The organism is Actinacidiphila sp. DG2A-62 (genome assembly GCF_035825295.1).
Classification (GTDB): domain Bacteria; phylum Actinomycetota; class Actinomycetes; order Streptomycetales; family Streptomycetaceae; genus Actinacidiphila.
In genome coordinates this window covers 7,815,454-7,835,158 of the sequence record NZ_JAYMGI010000002.1, presented here as the reverse complement: position 1 = coordinate 7,835,158, position 19,705 = coordinate 7,815,454, and the positions used below count along the sequence as shown (strand labels likewise).

Annotated in this window: 18 protein-coding genes and 1 pseudogene; 7 read left to right on the top strand and 12 right to left on the bottom strand. The window is 75.7% G+C overall.

Annotation, left to right across the window (positions count from 1 at the left end):
* Positions 1 to 43: 43 nt before the first annotated feature.
* Positions 44 to 1,669, top strand: coding sequence for a hypothetical protein (locus VSR01_RS34565; RefSeq protein ID WP_326452924.1), 1,626 nt, complete (start codon positions 44 to 46; stop codon positions 1,667 to 1,669).
* 80 nt (positions 1,670 to 1,749) lie between these two features.
* Here the strand turns inward: VSR01_RS34565 and VSR01_RS34560 are convergent, their stop codons facing one another.
* The 5 genes and pseudogenes from VSR01_RS34560 to VSR01_RS34540 all read right to left on the bottom strand — a co-directional run bounded on the left by VSR01_RS34560 (position 1,750) and on the right by VSR01_RS34540 (position 6,196).
* Positions 1,750 to 2,193, bottom strand: coding sequence for a nitroreductase family deazaflavin-dependent oxidoreductase (locus VSR01_RS34560; protein ID WP_326452923.1), 444 nt, complete (start codon positions 2,191 to 2,193; stop codon positions 1,750 to 1,752).
* Positions 2,194 to 2,272: 79 nt separating this feature from the next.
* Positions 2,273 to 2,824 carry a PspA-associated protein PspAB gene (pspAB, locus tag VSR01_RS34555; protein ID WP_326452922.1) on the bottom strand — a complete coding sequence of 184 codons (552 nt, stop codon included), beginning with the start codon at positions 2,822 to 2,824 and terminating at the stop codon, positions 2,273 to 2,275.
* The gene (gene htpX, locus VSR01_RS34550; RefSeq protein ID WP_326452921.1) at positions 2,824 to 3,726 is read right to left on the bottom strand and encodes a zinc metalloprotease HtpX; all 903 of its coding nucleotides are present in this window, start codon (positions 3,724 to 3,726) and stop codon (positions 2,824 to 2,826) included. The genes pspAB and htpX overlap by 1 nt, the downstream gene beginning before the upstream one ends.
* Before the next feature lie 188 nt (positions 3,727 to 3,914).
* Positions 3,915 to 4,868 (bottom strand): quinone oxidoreductase family protein, encoded by a 954-nt coding sequence (locus VSR01_RS34545; RefSeq protein ID WP_326452920.1) that lies wholly within the window; start codon positions 4,866 to 4,868, stop codon positions 3,915 to 3,917.
* Positions 4,869 to 5,039: 171 nt separating this feature from the next.
* Positions 5,040 to 6,196 (bottom strand): annotated as a pseudogene (locus tag VSR01_RS34540) (citrate synthase).
* Positions 6,197 to 6,316: 120 nt separating this feature from the next.
* Between VSR01_RS34540 and VSR01_RS34535 the strand changes: the two are divergent.
* Positions 6,317 to 7,864, top strand: coding sequence for a citrate/2-methylcitrate synthase (locus VSR01_RS34535; protein WP_326452919.1), 1,548 nt, complete (start codon positions 6,317 to 6,319; stop codon positions 7,862 to 7,864).
* 129 nt (positions 7,865 to 7,993) lie between these two features.
* On the opposite strand, the gene VSR01_RS34530 is transcribed toward VSR01_RS34535, so the two are convergent.
* Positions 7,994 to 8,218 carry a hypothetical protein gene (locus VSR01_RS34530; protein ID WP_326452918.1) on the bottom strand — a complete coding sequence of 75 codons (225 nt, stop codon included), beginning with the start codon at positions 8,216 to 8,218 and terminating at the stop codon, positions 7,994 to 7,996.
* A 123-nt stretch (positions 8,219 to 8,341) separates the two neighbouring features.
* Here VSR01_RS34530 and trxA point away from each other — a divergent pair, with 123 nt between their 5' ends.
* Positions 8,342 to 8,710, top strand: a complete 369-nt coding sequence (gene trxA / locus VSR01_RS34525; protein WP_326452917.1) for a thioredoxin — start codon at positions 8,342 to 8,344, stop codon at positions 8,708 to 8,710.
* A gap of 276 nt (positions 8,711 to 8,986) precedes the next feature.
* Positions 8,987 to 10,690 carry a bifunctional 3'-5' exonuclease/DNA polymerase gene (locus tag VSR01_RS34520; protein ID WP_326452916.1) on the top strand — a complete coding sequence of 568 codons (1,704 nt, stop codon included), beginning with the start codon at positions 8,987 to 8,989 and terminating at the stop codon, positions 10,688 to 10,690.
* A 138-nt stretch (positions 10,691 to 10,828) separates the two neighbouring features.
* On the opposite strand, the gene VSR01_RS34515 is transcribed toward VSR01_RS34520, so the two are convergent.
* The gene (locus VSR01_RS34515) at positions 10,829 to 12,055 is read right to left on the bottom strand and encodes a PP2C family protein-serine/threonine phosphatase (protein WP_326452915.1); all 1,227 of its coding nucleotides are present in this window, start codon (positions 12,053 to 12,055) and stop codon (positions 10,829 to 10,831) included.
* Positions 12,052 to 13,701, bottom strand: coding sequence for a sensor histidine kinase (locus VSR01_RS34510; RefSeq protein ID WP_326452914.1), 1,650 nt, complete (start codon positions 13,699 to 13,701; stop codon positions 12,052 to 12,054). The genes VSR01_RS34515 and VSR01_RS34510 overlap by 4 nt, the downstream gene beginning before the upstream one ends.
* Before the next feature lie 366 nt (positions 13,702 to 14,067).
* Here VSR01_RS34510 and VSR01_RS34505 point away from each other — a divergent pair, with 366 nt between their 5' ends.
* Both VSR01_RS34505 and VSR01_RS34500 read left to right on the top strand, forming a co-directional pair.
* The gene (locus tag VSR01_RS34505) at positions 14,068 to 14,754 is read left to right on the top strand and encodes a response regulator (RefSeq protein WP_442785739.1); all 687 of its coding nucleotides are present in this window, start codon (positions 14,068 to 14,070) and stop codon (positions 14,752 to 14,754) included.
* Positions 14,755 to 14,934: 180 nt separating this feature from the next.
* Complete coding sequence (locus VSR01_RS34500; protein WP_326452912.1) at positions 14,935 to 15,120, top strand: hypothetical protein; 186 nt, start codon at positions 14,935 to 14,937, stop codon at positions 15,118 to 15,120.
* Between the two features lie 25 nt (positions 15,121 to 15,145).
* On the opposite strand, the gene VSR01_RS34495 is transcribed toward VSR01_RS34500, so the two are convergent.
* Entirely contained in the window at positions 15,146 to 15,985 is an 840-nt protein-coding gene (locus VSR01_RS34495; protein WP_326452911.1) for a DUF1206 domain-containing protein, read from the bottom strand.
* A 229-nt stretch (positions 15,986 to 16,214) separates the two neighbouring features.
* Here VSR01_RS34495 and VSR01_RS34490 point away from each other — a divergent pair, with 229 nt between their 5' ends.
* Complete coding sequence (locus tag VSR01_RS34490; protein ID WP_326452910.1) at positions 16,215 to 16,478, top strand: GlsB/YeaQ/YmgE family stress response membrane protein; 264 nt, start codon at positions 16,215 to 16,217, stop codon at positions 16,476 to 16,478.
* A 91-nt stretch (positions 16,479 to 16,569) separates the two neighbouring features.
* Here the strand turns inward: VSR01_RS34490 and VSR01_RS34485 are convergent, their stop codons facing one another.
* The 3 genes from VSR01_RS34485 to VSR01_RS34475 form a co-directional block, all read right to left on the bottom strand.
* A complete protein-coding gene (locus tag VSR01_RS34485; protein WP_326452909.1) occupies positions 16,570 to 17,037 on the bottom strand; it encodes a lysylphosphatidylglycerol synthase domain-containing protein in 468 nt (155 codons plus the stop codon).
* A complete protein-coding gene (locus VSR01_RS34480) occupies positions 17,007 to 17,546 on the bottom strand; it encodes a hypothetical protein (protein WP_326452908.1) in 540 nt (179 codons plus the stop codon). The genes VSR01_RS34485 and VSR01_RS34480 overlap by 31 nt, the downstream gene beginning before the upstream one ends.
* 237 nt (positions 17,547 to 17,783) lie before the next feature.
* Positions 17,784 to 19,688: a ricin-type beta-trefoil lectin domain protein gene (locus tag VSR01_RS34475; protein ID WP_442785604.1), complete on the bottom strand. Its 1,905-nt coding sequence runs from the start codon at positions 19,686 to 19,688 to the stop codon at positions 17,784 to 17,786.
* Positions 19,689 to 19,705: the final 17 nt, after the last annotated feature.

Genomic DNA, 19,705 nt, shown 5'->3' with positions numbered 1-19,705 from the left:
TGGCACGCGGCAGTGGGGACCGGGTGGAATGGACGGCAAGCACGTGGCTCACGAGGACGGCGCCGCGTCCGCCCATCCCCTCGCCTACGTCCGGCGCCGGCACGGCTGGAGCTACCAGGACCTGGCACGGGTGATCGCCGAGCACGCCCGGGCGCTGGGCGTGCCGATGGCGGCCCGCCGGGAGAAGGTGTGGCGCTGGGAGCACTGGGGCGTGGTCCCCGAGGCGGACAGCCAGCGGGCGCTGGCCAGGGCCCTCGGCATCCCGGCCCGCGAGCTGGAGACCCGGCCGTGGCCGCGGTGGCTGCCGGCGCACGGGGGCATGCCCGACGGCCTGCCGTGGACGGTCGAGGGCAGCCGCACCGCGCTCGCCTCACTGGTCGACGACGCCGGCGGCGACGCGCGCGGCTTCCCGGCCTGCGACGGTCCGGCGCTGCTCGACGCGATCGCCGACTGGGACGCGGCGGAGGCGGAGGGGACGGCGGAGACCACCGCCGCGGCCGGCGCGGCGGCGGGGTCGGCGGAGACCGACTCCCCCGCCGGCGCCGCGGCGAGGACCGCGGCGAACCGCCCCGTGAACGCCTCCTCCGCGGCGGTGCGCCGGCGCGGCCGGGTGCCGGTCCAGGCGCCGAGGACGGCCGCGGAGCCCGCCCGGAACGCCGGGCCGCCGGGCGCCGCGCGGCCAGCCGCCGAGCGCTCCGCCGCGGTGCGCCTGCCCGGCGCGGCCGGCGGGCCGTTCACCACCGGGGCGGGCGGCGGCGAGCACGACCGGACCGACCTGATCGGCGGGACCGGTGACGGCGCCGCCCCGCCGAGGGGCCTGCGGCCGCTGGACGGCTCGGTCGTGGAGTGGCTGGAGGCGGGGGTGCTGGGGCTGCGCCGGCTGGACGACCGGCTCGGCGGCGCGGCCGTGAGCCACCGTGTCGAGGCGGATCTGCGGCTGGTGTCGGGCCTGCTGTCCCGCGGCGCGCACACCGGCGCGGTGCAGCGGCGGCTGCTGCGGGTCGCGGCGGACCTCGCGCAGCTCGGCGGCTGGGCGGCCACCGACACCGGCCGGCACGGGGCGGCCCAGCGCCACTTCCTGACCGGGCTGCGGCTCGCGCACAGCTGCGGGGACCGCGCGCTGTCGGTCGGGCTGTGGGGCGGTCTGTCGCTCCAGGCGGTCGTCGCCGGACGCCCGCAGGACGCGCTGGCCGCGGCCGAGGCGGCGGTGCGCGCGGCCGGCGGCGCTCCCCCGGCGGTACGCGCGCTCGCCGCGGTCCGGCTCGGCCGCGCGCACGCCGCGGCGGGCGCCGAGGGGCCGTTCCGGCGCGCCGCGGCCGAGGCCGAGCGGCAGCTCGACCGGTCGGCCGGGGACCCGGGGCCCGCGTGGCTGTACTGGCTGGACGGGGCGGAGCTGGCGGCCCAGTCCGGACAGGCGCTGCTGGACCTCGGGCAGGCGGCCGCGGCCGGGCCCCTGCTGGAGCAGGCGCTGGCCGTGCAGGACGCGGCCTATGTGCGCGATCGCGCGCTGTACTCCGCCCGCGCGGGGCTGGCGCGGGCGATGACCGGCGACCACGAGGGCGCGCGCGCCCTCGCCGACGACGCCGCGGACCTCGCCCGCGTCTGCGGCACCCCCCGTCTGGCCGCCGCGCTGGCGGCGCTCGACCTCCACCTGGGCGCCGGGCGCTGAGCCGTCCGGCCCACGGGCCGCGCCTCGGGTGCGGCCGCGCCATGGGTGCGGCGCACCGTCACCGCGCCGGGGCGCGGGGGCTAGCCCGCGCGGCGCAGGCGGACCACGGGGATGTCCCGGTCGGTCTTCTTCTGGTAGTCCGCGTACGGCGGCCAGACCTCGAGCAGGTGGGGCCAGACGCGGGCCTTGTCCTGGGCGGAGAGCACCTCGGCGCGGGCGGCGAACCGCTCGGTGCCGACCCGCAGGTGGACCTCCGGGTGCTCGACCAGGCTGTCGAACCACAGAGGGTTCGTGGGCGCGCCGCCCTTGGACGCGACGATCAGGTAGTCCTCGCCGTCACGGCCGTAGATGAGCACGGTCCGGTGCCAGGTGCCGCTCTTGCGCCCGAGGTAGTCCAGCAGCAGGCACGGCGCGCCTTTCATGTCGGTGCCCTCGGTGCCCCCCGAGGATTCGTAGCGCCTGGCCTGGTCGGCCACCCAGTCCTCGCGGGTGAGGGTCACGTCGTTCGGGTCGTACGCGGTCATGCGGATGCCTCCACGGATGCGCGGCTGATGATCTCCAGCTTAGGCACAGTCCGTTCCGTTCCGCCGACCCTCCGTCGCGTCACAGCCCCGGCGCGCCCCACACCGGGAACCAGCGCGACAGGTCGTCCTCCAGCCGCAGGTCGTTGTGGACCAGCGCCTTGACCTGGAGTTCCAGCGCGTTGTCCCGCTTCTCGCCGGGCAGCGGCGCGAACGGGTAGAAGCTGCCGCGCTTGTAGAGGTAGACCAGCGCCAGCGAGCGTCCTTCCGGATCCGCGAAGCCGACCAGGGAGCAGAGCAGCTGCGGGCCGAACCCGTGCTGCTCCAGCGTGGAGTTGACGGCGTGCAGGTCGGTGACCAGGCCGGTGGTGTCCTCGGGGTCGTGCCGGGAGAGCAGCCAGGTGTAGCCGTAGGAGTCGCGGCTGGACTCGGTGGCCAGCAGGGTGTGCAGGTCCTGCTGGATCTCGGCGAACGCCCCGCCCTCCACGGCGGCGAAGCACACCGAGCCGAGCCCGGTGGGCCGCAGTTCGCTCGCCGCGCGCAGGGTGATCGCGGCGGAGGTGAGGCCGAAGAGCTGGTCGAGGTCGGGGCGGACCGGCTTGCTGCGGCCGAGCAGCACGTCGAGCAGGCCCATCAGCGGCGGTCCAGTTCCGCGGTGATGCCGGCGAGCTGTTCGAGCCGCCTCTCCAGCGTCGGGTGGGTGGACAGCAGCCGCGACATCGAGGCGCCGGCGCTGAGCGCGGGGGCGAAGTAGAACGCGTTGAACGGCTGGGACCTGCGCAGGTCCTCGGTGGGGATGCGGGCGATCTGCCCGCTGACCTTGGTGAGCGCGGAGGCCAGCGACGAGGGCCGTCCGGTCAGCAGGGCCGCGCTGCGGTCGGCGGACAGCTCGCGGTAGCGCGACAGCATCCGGGTGAGCAGGAAGCTGATCGCGTAGACCACGGCGCTGACCACCGGCACCAGGACGGCGATCATCGCCGTGTTCGCGTCACGGCCGCCGCGGCGGAAGCCGCCCCACAGCCCGATGCGGGTGATCACGCCCGCGAGCACGCCCAGGAAGGAGGCGATCGTCATCACCGCCACGTCCTTGTGGGCGACGTGGGAGAGTTCGTGGGCGATGACGCCCTCCAGTTCGTCCGGCTCCAGCCGGCGCAGCAGGCCGGTGGTGGCGCAGACCACGGTGTTCTTGCGGTTGCGGCCGGTGGCGAACGCGTTGGGCACGTCGGAGTCGGCGATGGCGACCTTCGGCTTGGGCATGTCGGCCAGCGCGCAGATCCGGTCGACGACGCCGTGCAGCTCCGGCGCCTCCTCCGGGGTGACCTCGCGGGCTCCCATGCTGAAGGCGGCGATGCGGTCGCTGAACCAGAACTGGGCGACGAACAGCAGCCCGGCGATCACCAGGATCAGCGGCCACGATCCGCGCAGCAGCGCCAGCAGCGCGCCGACGAAGACGACATAGAGCAGCCCGATCAGGAACATGGTGACGACCATGCGGGTCGTCAGTCCCCGGTCGGCCGCGAAACGGTTTCTGGTCAAGGCCCCTCCCGGGTCGTGCCGGACGCGGACCTCCCCGGGCCAGGCCCGGGTGCGCCGCGGGTTTGCCGAGGCGCCGCGTGCGGCTCCTCACATGCTCTCTACCCACCGGGGCAACGAGCGGCGGGCCCCGCCGGGTTCCGCCCACGGGGGTGAGTCCGCGACCGGCCTTCCGCTCGGCCCCGGCAGGGTCAACGCCGGACGTCGAGCACGAGCTTCCCGCGGGTGCGACGGGACCGCAGGTCCTGGTGGGCGCGGGCCGCGCCGGACAGCGGGTAGACGCCGCCGACCTGCGGCTTCAGTGTTCCCTTGGCGGTCATGTCGAGGAGTTCGGCGAGCGGCTCGTGGAACATGCCGGGCCGCCCGAGGCAGTGGGCGAGCCAGAATCCGACGACGGCGCGGGAGCGGCCCATCAGCCGGGCGGGCTCGACGGGGGTGGCGGGCTGCCGCGAGGCCATCCCGTAGGTCACCAGCCGGCCGAAGGGGGCGAGGGCGGCGAGCGAGGCGTCGAAGACCGGCCCGCCGGTCATCTCCAGCACGACGTCCACCGGACTGCCGCCGTTGGCCTCGACCAGGCGCTCCTTGAGCCCCTCGGGGGCGGGGTCCACCGCGACGTCCGCGCCCAGCTCCACGGCCAGGTCCCGCTTGGCCCGGTCGGAGGCGGTGGCGATGACGCGGCCCGCGCCGAACTCCTTGGCGAGCTGGACGGCGAGCGAGCCGGTGCCGCCTGCCGCGGCGTGGACCACGACGCTCTCGCCGTGCGCGAGCCGGGAGGAGGTGCGCAGCAGGTGCCAGGCGGTGACGCCCTGGACCACGAGCGCCAGCGCCTGCGCGTCGGACACCTGCGCCGGGACGTCGTGGGCGAGGGACTCGTGGACCGCGGCCTTCTCGGCGTAGCCGCCGTTGTCGGTGAGGGCGACGACGCGCCGGCCGTCCGCGGTGCGTCCGGCGACCTCCCCGCCGGGGACCAGCGGCAGGGTGCTGCTGGAGAGGTAGCTGTCCTCCACGGTGTGGGTGTCGGCGTAGTTGACGCCGGCCGCGGCGACGTCGACCAGCAGCTGTCCCGGCCCGGCCACCGGGTCGGGCAGCTCGGTCAGCCGCAGCACCTCGGGGCCGCCGAACCCGGTGATCTGGATGGCACGCACGCTGACTCCTCCGCAGGGCCCGCGCTCCCGCCGTCCGGCGGGAGCCACTGCCACCGCAGCCTACCGACTGGTAAGTATGTCGTCCACGCGCCCCGCCGGACACCGCCCGCGCCCGCCGCGCGCTCCGGGCCCGCCGCGCACTCCGCGCCCACGGCCACGGCCGGCCCGCCCTCAGCCCACCGGGACCGGGCGGGCCGGGGCGGGGCCGACGTAGCGGGCCGCCGGACGGATGATCTTGCTGTCCTGCGCCTGCTCCAGCACGTTGGCGCTCCAGCCCACCGCCCGGGCGGCGGCGAAGGTGGGCGTGAACATCTCCCTCGGCAGCCCGCACAGCTCCATCACCACGCCGGCGAAGAACTCCACGTTGATGTGCAGGTCGCGGCCGGGCTTCAGCTCGGCGAGTATCGCCTCGGCGCGCTCCTCGACCCGCACCGCGAAGTCCACCAGGTCGCCGCCGAAGGACCGGGCGATCTTCTTGAGCATCCGCGAGCGCGGGTCCTCGGTGCGGTAGACGGGGTGGCCGAAGCCCATGATCCGGTCGCCCGCGAGCACGTGCTCGCGCAGCCAGTCGTCGATCCGGTCCACGCTGCCGATGGCGTCCAGGGTGTCCAGCGCCCGGCTGGGCGCGCCGCCGTGCAGCGGGCCGGACAGCGCGCCCACCGCGCCGACCAGGCAGGCCGCGAGGTCCGCTCCCGTGGAGGCGATGACCCGGGCGGTGAACGTCGAGGCGTTGAAGCCGTGGTCGACGGTGGAGATCAGGTACTGCTCGACCGCCCGCGCCCGGTCCGGCTCGGGCTCCCGGCCGGTCAGCATGTACAGGTAGTTCGCCGCGTGCGGCAGGTCCTCGCGCGGCTCGACCGGCGCCAGTCCGCGCCCCAGCCGGTGCAGCGCGGTGAGCAGCGTCGGCACCGCGGCGCAGGCGGCCAGCGCGTCGGCGAGCCTGCGGTCGGGGCCGATGTCGTAGAGCGGCTCGAAGCCCGCCGCGGCCCCGGTCAGCGAGAGCGCGGTGCGCAGCCCGGCGAGCGGGCCGGCCCGGTGGCGCGGGCGATCGCCGGCAGCGCGTCGCGCACCTCGTCGGGCAGCCGGCGCAGGGCGGCGGTCCTGGCGGTGAAGTCCGCGCGCGCGGCGGCGTCCGGCAGGACGCCGAAGAACATCAGGTGCCAGACGTCTTCGAACGTGCGGTTCTCGGCCAGCTCGACGGCGGAGAACTCCCGGTAGTGGTAGAAGCCCTCGTCGCCGCGGACGTCGCCGAGCGCGGTCTCGGTGACGACGACGCCCTTGAGACCGCGCGGTACGTCGATCGGGGCGTTCGCCGAAGTGACAGGCATGGGGGTGGTCCTTCCTGGGTGACGCGGGGTGTACAGGCGACTGTCCATGATTGATCGTCAACCTGTCAATGTTGATTGAATCAATAGTCAAGGCGGGGAGGATGCCGCTACGGTGTGCCCATGACGAACCAGGAGGCGGGGTCGGCGGAGGGGGCGACGGGCGACGGACCGCCCGTCGGCGAGCCGGCGGGCGACGGACCGGCGGGTGGCGGGCCGGGCGGTGCGGGGTCGTCCCGCGTCCGGCCGGCCGCCGAGCACGAGCACGAGGACCGGATCAGTACCCGCGAGGCGGCCAGGCGGCTCGGCGTCAAACCCGAGACCCTCTACGCCTACGTCAGCCGCGGGCTGCTCGACAGCCGCAGGGCGGCCGGGGGCCGCGGCAGCACGTTCGACCCCGGTCAGGTCGCGGCGCTGGCCCGGCGTGGCAGGACGGGCGCGGTGGCCGCGGCGGGCGGGACGCCGGACGGGGGGACGGACCCGTTCGCCGTCCGGGCCGAGGCCGGGCCCCGGGCGGGCGCCTTCCTCGCGGACTCCCCCACGGGCGCGGTTCCTCCGGGCGCCGCGACCCCCGCGACTCCCACGGGCGCCACGGGCGCCCCGGGCGCCCCGGACGCGTCCGGCGGCGTGTTCGGCCGCCTGCGCACCGGCGTCACCCTGATCGGTGAGGACCGCTACTACTTCCGCGGCGTCGACGCGGTCGCGCTGGCCGAGGCGTTCTCGTACGAGGAGGTCGCCGAGTGGCTGTGGACCGGGGAGCTGCGGCCGGGTGTCCGCTTCGAGGCGCCGCCCGAGCCGCTGGCCGCGGCGCGCCGGGCGGCGGGGGCGCTGCCGGGCGGCAGCGGCCCGGTGGACCGGCTGCGGGTCGCGGTCGTCGCGGCGGCCGCCGCGGACCCGCTGCGGTTCGACCTGTCGCCCGAAGCCGTGCTCGGCTCGGCACGCAGCCTGCTGCCGACGCTGGTCGAGGCGCTGCCGCCGGCCGGGCGGACGCACCGGGGCGCCGGGCGGCTGCCGTGGCGGCTGTGGTCGCGGCTGACGGCGCGCCCCGCCGACGAGGCGTCCCTGCGGGTGCTGGACGCGGCGCTGGCGCTGCTCGTCGACCACGGCCTGGCCGCGTCCACACTGGCCGCGCGCGTCGCGGCCTCCGCGCGGGCGCACCCCTACGCGGTGGTGTCCGCTGGCCTCGGCGCGCTGGACAGCCCGCTGCACGGCCAGGCCAGCGGGCTGGTCCACCGGATGCTCGGCGAGGTGCTGGAGCGCGGCGCGGGCCCGGTGGTGGCCGAGCACCTGCGGGCCGGGCGGCCGGTCCCCGGCCTCGGGCACCGGCTGTACCGGGGCGAGGACCCGCGGGCCCGGCTGCTGCTGCGACTGCTCGCCGACGTGCCCGCGGCGGCCCCGGCCCTGGCCGCCGCCCGCGACGTGGTGTCGACCGCCGCCCGGCACTCCCCGCTGCACGCCAACGTCGACCTGGCGCTCGGCGTGCTCTCGGTGTCCTCGGGGATGCCCGCGGAGGCCGGCGAGACGGTCTTCGCGGTGGCCAGGACGGCGGGCTGGATCGCGCACGCGCTGGAGGAGTACGCCGAGCGCCCGCTGCGGATGCGGCCGGGCGGCGGCTACGACGGGCCGCCGCCCGGCCGGCCGCTCCCCGCGCCCGGCCGCCCCGCGCGCTGAGCCCGGAACCGCGCCCGGGGACGCGCACCGGAGCCCGCCCGGAATCCCGCCCGGACGGCAGCCCCGGACCGCGCCCGGGAAGCCGCCCGGGAACCCGCCCGGACGTCCGGTCCGCAGCGCGCCCCGCGCTCAGACCCCGCTGAGCCGCGGCACCCGGCCGACGAGTTCCGCCCATTCGGGGTCCGTCTGGCCCGGGACCATGCGGCCGGCCAGCCGCCACTGGTCGGCCAGAGCCGCGTAGAGGGGCGCGTCCCGGCTCTGCAGAAGCGTTTCTGCTCGGGCCGGGGGCATCATGCCGCCCTCGACCGCCGCGACCGGTGCGAACTCCTGCCTGACCCACTTGCTTGCCGCCATGGGCTGATCAACGACGCCGGGCCGCCGCACGCCACTGCGGTACGGCCCCGCACCACCCGGACGAGTGAAGGGCTCCCCGGGCGCGGGAAGGAATTTCCGGCCGTCGCGGCCCGTTGAGCGGTCATGAGCACTCTGGAGCTGACCAAGGAGAACTTCGACGAGGTCGTTTCGTCCAACGACTTCGTCCTCATCGACTTCTGGGCGGACTGGTGCGGACCGTGCAAGATGTTCGCGCCGGTCTACGACAAGGCGTCCGACGCGCACGAGGACCTCGTGTTCGCCAAGGTCGACACCGAGGCCCAGCCGGAGCTGGCCGCCGCGTTCCAGATCCAGTCGATCCCGACGCTGATGATCGTCCGGGACAAGGTGGCGATCTTCGCCCAGCCCGGCGCGCTGCCCGCGCCCGCGCTGGAGGACGTCATCGCCCAGGCCCGCGCGGTCGACATGGACGAGGTGCGCAAGTCGGTGGAGAAGGCCCAGCAGGGGTCCTGACGCCGCACCCCGCCGGTCCGGTCCCGCCGCGTTCGAGGCGCGGGACCCGGTCCGCGGGTCCTGACCGGCCCCCCGGGTCACCGGCGCTCTGCGCCGCGCGTCCCGGGAGCGCCGGCGTTGAGTGCTGCCCGCACGGCCCGCACGGCTGACCCGCCGTGCGGGCCATCGTCATGAGGTTGTCGGTGGCCGCGTCTATCGTCGGCGCCAGGAGCAGGGGCGGAACGGCGCAAGGCCGGAGCGGCGGCGGTCCGCCGGGACGGCTCGGCGGGAGGCGTGATGGCGGCGGGCGAGGGCGCGGGTGGCGCGCGGGTGGCCGTCGTCCCTGACCCGGTGGGCCCAAGCGGGCGGTCGCAGGACCTGACCGAGGCGGGCGCGGTCGCCGGGCCGCCGCGCGGGCACGCGGATCTGGCGGCCGAGGTCGCGCGCCGGGAGGCCGCGGACGCGCCGCGCTGGGTGTGGGCGGCCACCGACGAGGTCTACCCGTGGCTGCTCGACCGCGGCTCGGGTCGCCCGGCCCGCTGCCACGACGCGAAGCTCGTCGAGTCGCTGCTGCTGGGGCGCGAGGGCCGGCACGGCAGGCCGCGCTCGCTCGGCGCGGCGTGGGCGCGGCTGCACGGCCTCCCCGAGCCGGAGGACGCCCCCGAGCCCGGCGCGGACGACCAGCCGGTGCTGTTCGCCGCCGACCGGCGTCATCTGCCGCCGGGCGTCGACCCGCTCGCCGCGCTGGTGGAGGTGCACGCCGACCAGCAGCGCCGGACGGCGGGCGGCGAGCACCCGGACCGGATGCGGCTGCTGTGCGCCGCGGAGTCGGCGGGGGCGCTGGCCGCGGTGGAGATGGGCCGCGACGGCCTGCCCTGGAGCGCCTCGGTGCACGACGAGCTGCTGACCGGGCTGCTCGGCCCGCGCCCGGCCGGCGGCGCGCGGCCGGCGCTGCTCGGCGAGCTGGCGCTGCGCATCCAGCAAGCGCTGGGCGGCCGGCCGGTCAACCCCGACTCGCCGGCCCAGATGCTGCCCGCCTTCGCCCGCGCCGGGGTGCGGCTGGCCTCCACCCGCTCGTACGAGCTGCGCGGGGTGGACCATCCGGCGGCCGGACTGCTGCTGCGGTACAAGGAGCTGTCGAGGATCCACGCCGCGCACGGCTGGGCGTGGCGGGAGAGTTGGGTGCGCGACGGCAGGTTCCACCCCGAGTACGTGGTGGGCGGCGTGGTCTCCGGCCGCTGGGCGACCCGCGGCGGCGGCGCGCTGCAGATCCCGCGGCTGCTGCGGGCCGCGGTCGTCGCCGACCCCGGGCACCGGCTGGTGGTCGCCGACGCCGGCCAGCTGGAGCCGCGGGTGCTGGCCGCGATGTCGGCCGACCCCGGGCTGGTCCGCGCCGCGGCGGCCGGCGACGACCTGTACGCGGCGCTGGCCCTCGACGCGTTCCGCGGCGACCGCCCGCGCGCCAAGATCGGCCTGCTGGCGGCGATGTACGGGCAGACCAGCGGCGAGGCGGGGCAGTTGCTCGCGGTGATGCGCCGGCGCTTCCCGGCCGCGCTGGCCCTGGTGGAGTCAGCGGCCCGGACCGGCGAGGCGGGCGGGGTCGTCCGCTCGCGGCTCGGCCGCACCTCCCCCGCGCCCTCCGCCGACCGCTTCCTCGACGAGGACGCCGACCCCGGGGACGGCGCGTCCACCGACCGCCGCGCGGCCCGCTCCTGGGGGCGCTTCACCCGCAACTTCCTGATCCAGGCGAGCGCCTCGGACTGGGCGCTGGCGATGCTCGCGGCGCTGCGGCGGCGGCTGGCCGCGATCGGCCCGGAGCCGCGGCTGGTGTTCTTCCAGCACGACGAGGTGATCGTGCACGCCCCGCGGGAGCTGGCCGAGCCGGTGCGGGCGGCCGTCGAGGCGGCCGGCGACGAGGCCCGCCGGCTGGTCTTCGGCGCCACACCGGTGCGCTTCCCGCTGCAGACGCACGCGGTGCGCTGCTACGCGGAGGCGAAGTAGGGCCTGCCCGCTGGATCCGCGCCGCGCCCCCCGCACCGGCGCGCCGCGCCCCCCCGCACCGGCTCCGCCCGCCCCGCGCGGCCGTCGAGGCGGTCGGCGCCGCCGCGGACGGGCGCCGGCCGCTCAGCCGGCGGCCGGTCACAGCGGGCGGTCCCACTCCAGCAGCAGCACGGCGACGTCGTCGAGGTGCCGGCCCGCGTCCAGCGCTTTGGTCGTGCTGGTGAGGTGGTCCAGCAGGTCCTGGCCGCGGCGGTCGGCGGCGGAGGCGATCAGCGCGAGCAGGCCGTCGGTGCCCAGGCGTTCGCGGCCCGGACCCGCGTGGCCCTCGATCAGCCCGTCGGTGCACAGCAGCAGCGCGCCGGCCTGCGGCAGCGGCAGCTCGGTGGCCTGCCAGCGGACCTCGTCGCCCGCGATGCCCAGAGCCAGGCCGGGCGGCACCCGCAGCTGCCGCACCCCGTCGGCGTCGATCAGCACCGGCGCCTCGTGGCCGGCCAGCACCACCTGGATCGTGCCCGTCCCCGGCGGCAGCGCGAGCAGCGCGAGCGTGGCGAACATCGACCCCGCGGTCCGCTCGGCGCCCAGCAGGCGGTCCATCGGGCCGAGCAGGTCCGCCTCGCGGTGGCCGCCGAGGACCAGCGAGCGCCAGGCGATGCGCAGGCACACGCCCATCGCCGCGGCGTCCGGGCCGTGCCCGCTGACGTCGCCGATGACGGCGTGCACGGTGCCGTCCGGCGTCTGCACCGCGTCGAGGAAGTCCCCGGCCAGCAGGGCGCCCTCGCGGCTGGGCAGGTAGCAGGAGGTCGGGGTGATCGGGGTGTCGTGCAGCAGCGGCGTGGGCAGCAGGCCGCGTTCGAGCCGGCGGTTCTCCGCCTGCCGCTGCTCGTTGACCCGCAGTTGCGCCGCGGTGCGTTCGGCGTGCTTGCGCTGCACGGCGTAGCGCACCGCCCGGTCCAGCAGTTCGCCGCTGACCGTGCCCTTGACCATGTAGTCCTGTGCGCCGGCCGCCACCGCGTCGACGCCGGCCTTGTCCTCGGCCAGGCCGGTCAGCACGATGACCGCCGCGTCCGGGCAGGCGCGCTGCATCCGGCGGACCGCGGCCATGCCGACCGCGTCCGGCAGGTGCAGGTCGAGCAGCACGCAGTCCGGCGGCCGCTCGGCGGCCGAGGCGAGCGCCCCGGCCAGCGTCTGGGTCCACTCGAGGTCGGCGTCCAGCCGGGCGTCGGAGAGGTACTCCTCGACCAGCAGCGCGTCGCCCGGGTCGTCCTCGACCAGCAGCAGCCGCGGCGGTCCCGCCGCCGCGTCGGCGGGACCGCCCTGCCGCGGGAGTCTGACGGAGACGTCGTCGGTGGTGTCGTCGGCGGTCACGGGCGTGCCGCCTCCAGCACGGCGGGAACTGCGGGTTCGGACAGGGTGAAGGTGATCCGCGCGCCCGGGGCGTGGGCGGGGTCGATACCGATGGTGCCGCCGTGGAACTCCACGACCTTCTTGCACAGTGCCAGGCCGATCCCGTTGCCGGGGTAGGCGTCGCGGGTGTGCAGCCGCTGGAAGATCACGAAGACCCGCTCGGCGAACTCCGGTTCGATGCCGATGCCGTTGTCGGCGCAGGCGAAGGCCCAGTGGTCGTCCTCCCGCCAGGCGGACAGGTGGACCTTCGGCGGCCGGTCGGGGGAGCGGAACTTGATCGCGTTGGAGAGCATGTTCTGCATCAGCATGCCCAGTTGGGTGGCGTCGCCGTGCAGCACCGGGAGCGGGTCGTGGGTCACCTCGGCGCCGGTCTCGGCTATCGCCAGGCTCAGCGCGTCCTCGGCCCGGCCAAAGACCTCCTCCAGGTCGACCTCCGCGGTCTCGCCGTGCACCCGGCCGACCCGGGAGAAGGCGAGCAGGTCGTTGATGAGGGTCTGCATGCGGTTGGCGCCGTCGACCGCGAAGGCGATGTACTGGCCGGCGCGTTCGTCGAGCTGGTCGGCGTAGCGGCGCTGGAGGAGCTGGCAGAAGCTGGCCACCTTGCGCAGCGGCTCCTGCAGGTCGTGGGAGGCGATGTAGGCGAACTGCTCCAGCTCGGCGTTGGACCGCTGCAGGTCGACGGCCTGGGCGTCCAGGCTCTTGCGGGCCGTGTCGCTGAACCGCAGTTCGCGGGCGAGCCGGGCGCGCATCCGGTCGACGTCGGCGGCGAGCGCGCGCATGTCCGCGGGACCGCTGGGGGTGACCTCGTGGTCGAAGTCGCCGTCGGCGACCTGGCGCAGGTCGTCGGTGAGCCGGGTCAGCGGCGCGGTGACACCGCGCCGCAGCCCCTCGAAGATCATCACCACCAGCACCAGGACGACCAGGACGATCAGCGAGAAGATCCAGTTGCGCAGCCGGTGCACATGGTCGAGTTCGGCCCGGTCGTGCGCCTGGACCGCCTGCAGGGTGCGCTGCAGCCGGGTGGTGCCGGCCCGCACGGCGTCGAAGTCCCGCTTGGCCTCGTCCGCCCGCTCGGACGCGACCGCCACGGGGCGGCCGGGCGGCGCGGCGGCGATCGGCCGGGCGAACCTGCTCTGCCAGGTCTCGGCGGCGGCGAGCGTCCGGTCGAGGTCGGCGAGCGCGGCGTGGTCGTGGGCGAGCAGCGTGCGGATGCGGGTCACGGCGTCGCGCTCGCGTGCGACGCCGTCGGTGTACGGGTCGAGGAAGGAGGTCTGGCCGGTGAGTCCGTAGCCGCGGACGCCGGTCTCCTGGTCCAGCAGCGCGCTCTCCAGCCGTACCGCCGAGACCAGCGCGGGGGAGCTGACGCCGACCAGGTGGTCGGAGACGTCGGTGGTGCGGCCGAAGACCCAGGCCCCGGCGACGGCGAGGACCGCCAGCAGGGCGATCGCGGCGCTCATGCCGGTGGTCAGCCAGCGCCGGGTGGTCCAGGCGCCGGGCGTCCATTGGCCGCGCGGGGGCGCTATGGGGTCGTTTCGCTCCGGCGGCTCGGAGGCGGGCTCCGCCGCCTCCGGCACGTCGTTGCCCGGGACGGCTCCGCTGCCGGTCACGTCGGCTCCTCGAAGGGACATGCCCGCCGGTCCGCGGGGGCGGACCTGCGGGTCGAACATGCCACGGGTTTGTGCGGCGGGCCATCGTACCCCGGACGACAACAGGCATTGTCGGCGCGGCCCCCGCCGAACGATAGGGTAGGGCAGGTGTCCGACCCTCCGTCCTCCGCGCCGTTCCACCACGCCCTGCTCACCGAGCTGGCCGAGCGGGCGGTCGACGACATCGCGACCCTGCTCGCGGCACGCGTCACCGCGCCGGCCGCGTCCGCCGCGCCCGTGGCCGGTCCCGCCGTCGCGGGCACGGCGGCGGGACCGGGCGCGGACGCGGGAGGCGCCGCGGGCGCGCTGGGCGTGCGCCCGGCGGGCATGAGCGTGGCGGGCCCCGCCGCGGAGCCGCTGAAGCGGCTGCGGGTGCTGGCCCACCTCGCGCGCGCCGTGGAGAGCCGCGCCGCGCAGGCCGCCGAGCACGCCGCCCGCTCGGGCGCCACGTATCCCGAACTCGGCCGCGCCTGGGGGATGACCCGCCAGGGCGCGCGCCGCCGCTGGCCCGGCCTGGTGTTCCGCCGGCCGGCCGACCGCCATCCCCTCCCCCTGCGAACCAGGAGCTCCGTCGTGAACAGTCTGCTGCCCCAGCACTCGTACGAGGTCCTGCTCGTGGAGGACGACGAGGCCGACGCGCTCCTCGTGGAGGAGGCGCTCAGCGCCAAGGGGACGGTGCGCTCGATCGCCCGCGCCACCGACGGCGTCGCCGCACTCGAGCACCTGCGCTCCCCTGACACCCGCGTGCCCGATCTGATCGTCCTGGACCTCAACATGCCCCGGATGAACGGCCGCGAACTCCTGGGCGTCCTGAAGGACGACCCGGAGCTGTGCCTGATCCCCGTGGTGGTGCTCACCACCTCGGCCACCCCGGACGACGTGACCGCGGCCTACCGGCAGCACGCCAACGCCTATGTCACCAAGCCGGTGAACCTGGACGACTTCCTCCAGGCGGTCCAGGGCATCGACGACTTCTTCCTGGAGACGGCCACGGTGCCCACCAAGGACGAGTGACCCCCGCGGGCGTCCGGCCCGCCGGCGCCGCGCGCCCGGTGCCGAAGGGCCCGGCCCCGGCCCGAACGCGCGTGCGTGCGGGGCGCCGTGGCGGGAAGCCGATGCCGGGGAGGCGCATCCCGCGCCCACCGTGGAAGCGTCGTCGGCGTCCGCGCCGACCGCCGGCAGGAAGGACGCGCGATGTTCGCAGCCGTGGGCGCCGTCGTCTTCGCGATCGCTTATCTGATCAACGTGACGAGCACCAGCACCGACGCGGCGTTCACGCCGCAGAGCCTGACCATCGCGGGGCTGTTCTTCGTCGCCCTACACCTCGCCGGCTTCGGCGCCGGGTGGTCGTACGCCCCCCGGCGCCGCCGTCGGCGCTGACCCGGCGGCCGGGCTGCCGCCGCGCTCAGGAGCCGGTGTCGTCGAGCCGCCGCCAGCGCGCCGAGGCCAGCGAGAACAGGCCGAACAGCAGCAGCCCGACCGCCACCGCGGCCAGCAGCCAGGGCCCGGCGGCGGTGTGCGCAAAGGTCCGCAGGGTGTCGTCCATGCCCTTGGCCTGCCCGGGCTCGAACCGGACCGCCGCGACGGTCACGAAGACGCCGGCGCCGGCGTAGACCGCGCCGCGCGCGACGCCGCCGGCCACGCCCGAGGCGGTGACCGCGGACCTGGTGCGTCGTCCCATCCGGCCGGTCTCCAGCTTCCGCAGGAAGTGGCGCTGGACCGCGCGCACCGCGATGACGGCTCCCGCCGCGCACAGGGCGATCCCGGCGGCGCCGGCGATCCACTGGCCGCCGGGCAGTTTCAGCGCGGCGGCCGTCCAGTCCTTGGACTCCTTGTCGCTGCCCCCTCCGCCGGAGCCGCCGGAGCCGCTCGCGTAGGCGGCGGTGCCCCAGCACACCAGTGCATAGAAGACCGCCCGGCCCGCGTCCGCGAGCCGCTTCCCGGTCTTCGCCCGGCCGTAGACCGCGCGGGCCGCGCGCCACAGCGTCATGCAGGCGAGCCCGGCCGCGAGCAGCCACAGCAGCGCCGTGCCGAACGGCTGCGCGCCGATCTGGTGCAGCGCGCCCTGCCGGTCGGCCTCCTTGCCGCCGTCGCCGAAGGCGATCCGCAGGGCGAGGAACCCGACCAGGAGGTAGATCACCCCGCGCGCCGCGAACCCCGCCCGCCCGGCCGGCTCCATCCCGGCGTGCACGGCGTGTTCGCCCCGGCCGCGCGAGCCGCGTCCTCCCAGGAGATGTGACGCCATCGGTTCCGCCTCCCTGACCCCGGTGTCCCCCGCGCGCCTCGCGCAGGCCGTTCGCCTCGCGCAGCGGCGTCTTCCCCACGCTCCGTCACCTACGCCCGTTCCACCGCCTGCTCGGGCCGGCTGCATGTACCGGGTGTCATGGGGCAGTAGCCGGTTGAGAAGACCGGACTCGCAGACCAGACGAAGACAAGACGAAGAGACGACGACAGAGAAGAGAAGAGGGGACAGCATGTCCATCTTGTGGGCGATCATCGCCGGACTGATCATCGGCCTGCTGGCCCGCCTGGTGCTGCCCGGGCGGCAGCCCATCCCGCTGTGGGCCACGGTGCTGGTCGGCATCATCGGCGGCCTGGTCGGCAACGGTCTGGCCGCGGCCTTCGGCGTCGGGGACACCAGCGGTGTCGACTGGATCCGCCACGGCTTCCAGGTGGGGGTCGCGGCCGTGCTGATCGCGGTGATCACCCCGCTGTGGACCGGGCGCCGCAGGGCCTGACCCGCGCGTCCTCACCACGGGCGACGGCCGCTGGGGCACGGGAGAGCGCTCCCGTGCCCCAGCGGCCGTGCTGCTTCGCGCGGGCGGGTCGCTACAGCTCGCGGCAGCGCACCAGCACCGCCAGCACCACCACGCCGGGGACCAGCGGCAGCCACGCGGTGACCAGGCGGTAGCCGAGCACCGTCGACGTCGCGGCGACCGCCGAGGCGCCCGCCGTCACCAGGGCGAGTCCGAGCGCGGCGTCGAGGGAGCCGAGCCCGGCGGGCGTCGGCAGCCAGCCGGTCGCCGTGCTCGCGCACAGGTAGGCGGCCACCACGCCGCTGGCCGGCACCGACGCGTGCACCGACTGCGCGACGGCGACCAGCACCGCCGCGTGGGTCGCGGGGAAGGCCAGCGATCCGCCCCACAGCGCCGCGACCCGCGCCCTGTTGCGGTGCAGCGCCCGCAGGTCGGCGGCGGCCGACGCCAGCAGCGCGCGCAGCCGCTCGCGCAGGCCCCGCGCACAGCGGACCAGTGCCACCGCGCCGGTCAGCACGGCCGCCGCCACCAGGCCGACCACCAGCGGGCTGCCGCCGGCGCCGAGGCGCCGGCGGCCACCCGGCGGATGTGCAGGGCGCCGGGGAAGGAGACCAGCACCACCAGCAGCAGCGCGCACCGGCCGATCACCGCGGCGCCGGCCCGCAGCGCGAGCGCGGCGACCGCCCGGGTGGGGCTCAGTCCGCGGCGGATCAGGAAGCGCAGGTTGACCGCGTTGCCCCCGACCCCGGCGGGCAGCACGTGGTTGGCGGCCGAGGCGGCGAACTGCGCGGCCAGCAGCCGTCCCGGCGGCAGCGTCTCGACGACCGCGCCCTGCTGCGCGGTGGCCGAGCAGACCCAGGTCATGAAGGCGGCGGCGCAGGCCGCGGCCAGCCACTCCCCGTCGGCCGAGCCCAGCCGCCCGGCGCTGGAGTCGATCAGCGGCCACTTGACCGCGAGGACGACCGCCACGGCCAGCGGTGGCAGCGCCATCGCGGTGGAGCGCACCGACGTCCGGCGCCACAGCGCATCCTCGTTGCGGACGATCGACACCGGACTCTCCTCGTCGCGTGAGCGGGCGCGGCGTACGAGACGCCCGTACGCGCCAGGCGTGCCGCCGCGGGAGGCGGCGGCACGCGGCGGCGGCACGGGACGGCTCGTCAAGAGTAGGCGTCAGGTCACGGTTGCTCCCACCCGCGCAGGGCCACTTGGGTCAACGTCGGGCGGAACATCAGCCGACGAAACGGTACCTCCGGCTCCTCCGGCTCCTCCCGCTCCCCCGGCGGCCGATCAGGCGGCCGGCGCCGTCCACTGCTGGTTGGCCCCTCCGGTGCAGGTCCAGATCTGCAGCCGGGTGCCGTTGGCGGAGCTGGGTCCCGTGGCGTCCAGGCACTTGCCGGAGCCGGTGTTCACCAGCGTGCCGCCGGAGCCTCTCGTCCACTGCTGGGCCGCCGTGCCGTTGCAGTCGTAGAGCTGCACCTGTGTGCCGTCCGCGGTGCCCGCGGCGGTCACGTCCATGCACTTGCCGAGCGCCTGCAGGGTGGCCCCGGAGGCGGTCCACGCCTGCGCGGCGGTGCCGTTGCAGTCGTAGAGCTGGACCGCGGTGCCGTTGGCGTTGGCGCCGCCCGCGACGTCCACGCACTTGCCGCCGTAGCCGGTGATGGCGCCGGTGTGGCCGGTGCCGGTGCCGGAGCCCTGGGTGCCGGACCAGGTGAAGGTCGCCGAGGCGCCGGCCGGCAGGGTGTAGGCGAAGTTCTCGTTGCCCCAGTTGACGCGCAGTTGCTGCGCCGAGGCGGACTCGTTGTAGGCGATGAGCGCCTTGGAGCCGTCGGGGTTCTTCCACGCGACGTTGCGGATGGTGGAGTTGTCGCCGGAGTCGATCCGGTGGGCGCCGGGCTTCACGAACTTGGTGAGGTGGCCCATCGTGTAGTACTCGATGGTGTAGTCGACCTGCCCGCTGCGGCTGTCGCCGTTGTGCACGGTGATCAGTCCGGTGCAGGTGCCGCAGCCGCCGTTGTGCGGGCCCATGTTCTGGTCGACGGCCAGGCTCCACTTGACCCAGCTCTGGCCCCAGTTGCGGGTGTAGTCGATCAGGTTCTCCATGTCCTCCTTCTGCTGGTTGCCGATCCACGTCCCGCCGGAGTGCTCGGTGTCGAAGGAGGGCACGTTCGGGTACTGGTTGTGGATGTCGGTCTGGGTGCTGACGCTGCCCTCGTAGCCGTGCCAGGCGATGCCGCCGAAGTTGGGGTCGTTGCGGATCGAGGCGTCGTCCACGGTGGGCGCAGCGAAGGAGGCGTAGGAGTCGGGGTTCCAGTCCAGCGCCAGCACCTTGGTGGACAGGTTCGCGCCGTGCAGCGCGGGCAGCAGGTCGTTCTTGGTGAAGTAGGCCAGGCCCGAGCCGTTCCAGTCGGCGCCCGGGTAGTCGCCGCCGACGGTCGGCTCGTTCTGCGCGGAGACGTAGTCGATGGGCACGCCGGCCGCCTGGTAGGCCTGGATGTACTTCACGAAGTACTGCGCGTAGGCGGCGTAGTACTGCGACTGCAGCCAGCCGTGCACGTAGGAGCCGTTGTCCTTCATCCACGGCGGCGGGGTCCAGGGCGTCCCCATCACCTTCAGCGCCGGGTTGAGCTGCTTGGCCTGCTTGGTCAGCGGCAGCACGTCGGTCTGGTCGTGCGCGATGGAGAAGTGCGCCAGGCTCGGGTCGGTCTGGCCGGACGGCATGTCGTCGTAGGTGTAGTTGGAGCGGGCCAGGTCGGAGGCGCCCATCGGGTTGCGCAGGAAGTCGATGCCGATGCCGTTGACCGGGTCGAAGAGCTTGGTCATGACGGTGTTGCGGGTGCTCGCGGACAGCGCGCCGCTGGAGTTCATCAGGTACGCGGCGGTGTCGGTGAAGGACGCGCCGGCGCCGGTGAACTGCTGGTAGGCGGTGTTCTCGTCGACCGTGACGTTCTGGCCGGAGCCGCCGGTGCCCGAGGCGAAGCTGATCGGGGCCTGCTGCTCCAGTCCCTTGACGACGTTGCGGCCGCCGGAGTCGCTGGTGGTGGTGAGGTACACCTGCACGCTCTCGCCGGCGGCGTGGGCGGTGGCGGACAGGGCCAGCACCGGGGTGAGGGCCGCGGCGCCCGCGGTGAGCATCCCGAGCAGGATGCGCCGCGTGCGCCGCCGCGGCCGGCGGCCGTGGGGGGCTGCGCTCATGGGTCGTCGCCTTTCTC